The organism is Methylobacterium sp. WL6 (assembly GCF_008040095.1).
Lineage (GTDB): Bacteria > Pseudomonadota > Alphaproteobacteria > Rhizobiales > Beijerinckiaceae > Methylobacterium.
On record NZ_VRVH01000475.1, the window covers coordinates 1 to 2,331 of the forward strand.

Below are 2,331 nucleotides of genomic sequence, written 5' to 3' on the forward strand. Positions count from 1 at the left end.
GGCCCGCGCGTCGACGCCGCACGCTCCTGGCGTGCCTGGTCCTGGCGTGCCTGGTCTTGGCGCCCCTGCTCGCGGCGCGCTGGCCGCTCGCCGTCTTCCGCGCGCATGCTCAGGGCGATGCGCTTGCGCGCCGGGTCGACCTCGACGACGCGGACCTGCACCACGTCGCCGGGCTTCACCACCTCGCGCGGGTCCTTCACGAAGCGGTCGGCGAGCACCGAGATGTGCACCAGCCCGTCCTGATGCACTCCGACGTCGACGAAGGCGCCGAACGCGGCCACGTTGGTGACGACGCCCTCGAGCCGCATGCCGGGCTTCAGGTCCGCGATCGTCTCGACGCCGTCCTGGAAGGTCGCGGTGCGGAAGGCCGGGCGCGGGTCGCGGCCGGGCTTCTCGAGCTCGGCGATGATGTCGCCGATCGTCGGCAGGCCGAAGGTGGCGTCGACGAATGCCCGCGGGTTCAGCGCCCTGAGCACGCCCCCATTGCCGATCAGGGCGCCGATCGGCTGGCCGGTGGCGGCCAGGATCTTCTTCACCACCGGATAGGCCTCCGGGTGCACGCCCGAGGCGTCGAGCGGATCGCTGCCGCCGCGAATCCGCAGGAAGCCGGCGGCGAGCTCGTAGGCCTTCGGCCCGAGGCCGGCGACCTTCCTCAGCGCGGCGCGCGAGCGGAACGGGCCGTTGGCGTCGCGGTGCACGACGATGTTGGCCGCCACCCGCTCGCTCAGCCCCGAGACGCGGGCGAGCAGCGGCGCGGAGGCCACGTTGACGTCGACGCCGACGCCGTTGACGCAATCCTCCACCACCGCGTCGAGCGAGCGCGACAGCTTCCCCTCGGCAAGGTCGTGCTGGTACTGCCCGACGCCGATCGCCCGCGGCTCGATCTTCACGAGCTCGGCCAGCGGGTCCTGCAGCCGCCGCGCGATCGAGACCGCGCCGCGCAGGGTCACGTCGAGGCCCGGCAGCTCGGCCGAGGCGTAGGCCGAGGCCGAGTAGACCGAGGCGCCGGCCTCCGAGACCATCACCTTGGTCAGCGTCAGCTCCGGGTGCTTGCCCAGCAGCTCGGCGGCCAGCCTGTCGGTCTCGCGCGAGGCGGTGCCGTTGCCGATGGCGATCAGCTCGACCCGATGCGCGCGGCACAGCTTGGCCAGCGTCGCCAGGGCGCCGTTCCAGTCGCGCCGCGGCTCGTGCGGGAAGATCGCGTCGGTGGCCACGACCTTGCCGGTGGCGTCGACCACCGCGACCTTCACGCCGCTGCGGAAGCCCGGATCGAGCCCGAGCGTCGGCCGCGCGCCGGCGGGCGCGGCCAGCAGCAGGTCGCGCAGGTTGCCGGCGAAGACCGAGATCGCGCCGGCCTCCGCCACCGCCCAGAGCCGGGCCCGCAGGTCCGTGTCGATCGCCGGCTTCAGCTTGGTCCGCCAGGTCTTGCGCACCGTCTCGGCGAGGAACCGGTCGCCCGGCCGTCCGCGCTCGGCGATCCCGAAGGCCTCGGCGATGCCGAAGGTCTGGGCGATCCGCGCCTCCTGCCAGCCCGGCCGGCCGGGCGGCGGCGTCTCGGCGTCGGTGAGGTCGAGGTCGAGCCCCTCCTCCTTCTCGCCGCGGAACAGCGCCAGGATCCGGTGCGAGGGCAGGCGGGCGAGCGGCTCCTCGAACGAAAAGTAGTCGGCAAACTTCTGTCCGGCCTCGGCCTTGCCCTTGCGCACCGAGGCGCGCATCCGCCCGCGCCGCCAGGTCTCCTCGCGCAGGCCGCCGACCAGCTCGGCATCCTCGCCGAAGCGCTCGATCAGGATCGCGCGGGCGCCCTCCAGGGTCGCCTCGACGTCGGGGAAGCCGTCCTTGCCCGAGAAGCTCTTCGCCGCTTGCTCGGGGGCCTGGTCCGGCCGCGCCAGCAGCACCTCGGCGAGCGGCCCGAGCCCGGCCTCGCGGGCGATCTGCGCCTTGGTGCGGCGCTTGACCTTGAACGGCGCGTAGAGGTCCTCGAGCCGCGCCTTGGTCTCGGCCGCCGCGATCTTCCGGGCGAGGTCCGCATCGAGCTTGCCGAGGGCCCGGATCGCGTCCTGCACGGCGGCGCGGCGCTCCTCGAGGTCGCGCAGGTAGCCGAGGCGCTCCTCCAGGGTGCGCAGCTGCGCGTCGTCCAGCGCCCCGGTCGCCTCCTTGCGGTAGCGGGCGACGAACGGCACCGTCGCGCCGCCGTCGAGGAGGTCGACCGCCGCCCTCACCTGCGCCTCGGCGACGCCGAGCTCGGTGGCGATGCGCTGCGTGATGCCGATCATCCGGTCGCGTCCTGCAGATGGCGTGGGGCGCGGTGTCTAACCCGGATGGGGGAGGGGG

The 2,331-nt window shown here is 74.0% G+C and carries 1 protein-coding gene; it reads right to left on the reverse strand.

The window, feature by feature from the left end; translation table 11 throughout:
* On the reverse strand, positions 1 to 2,273 hold a 2,273-nt coding region (locus FV230_RS27385), incomplete at its 3' end, for a Tex family protein (RefSeq protein ID WP_147844606.1).
* Between the last annotated feature and the right edge of the window lie 58 nt (positions 2,274 to 2,331).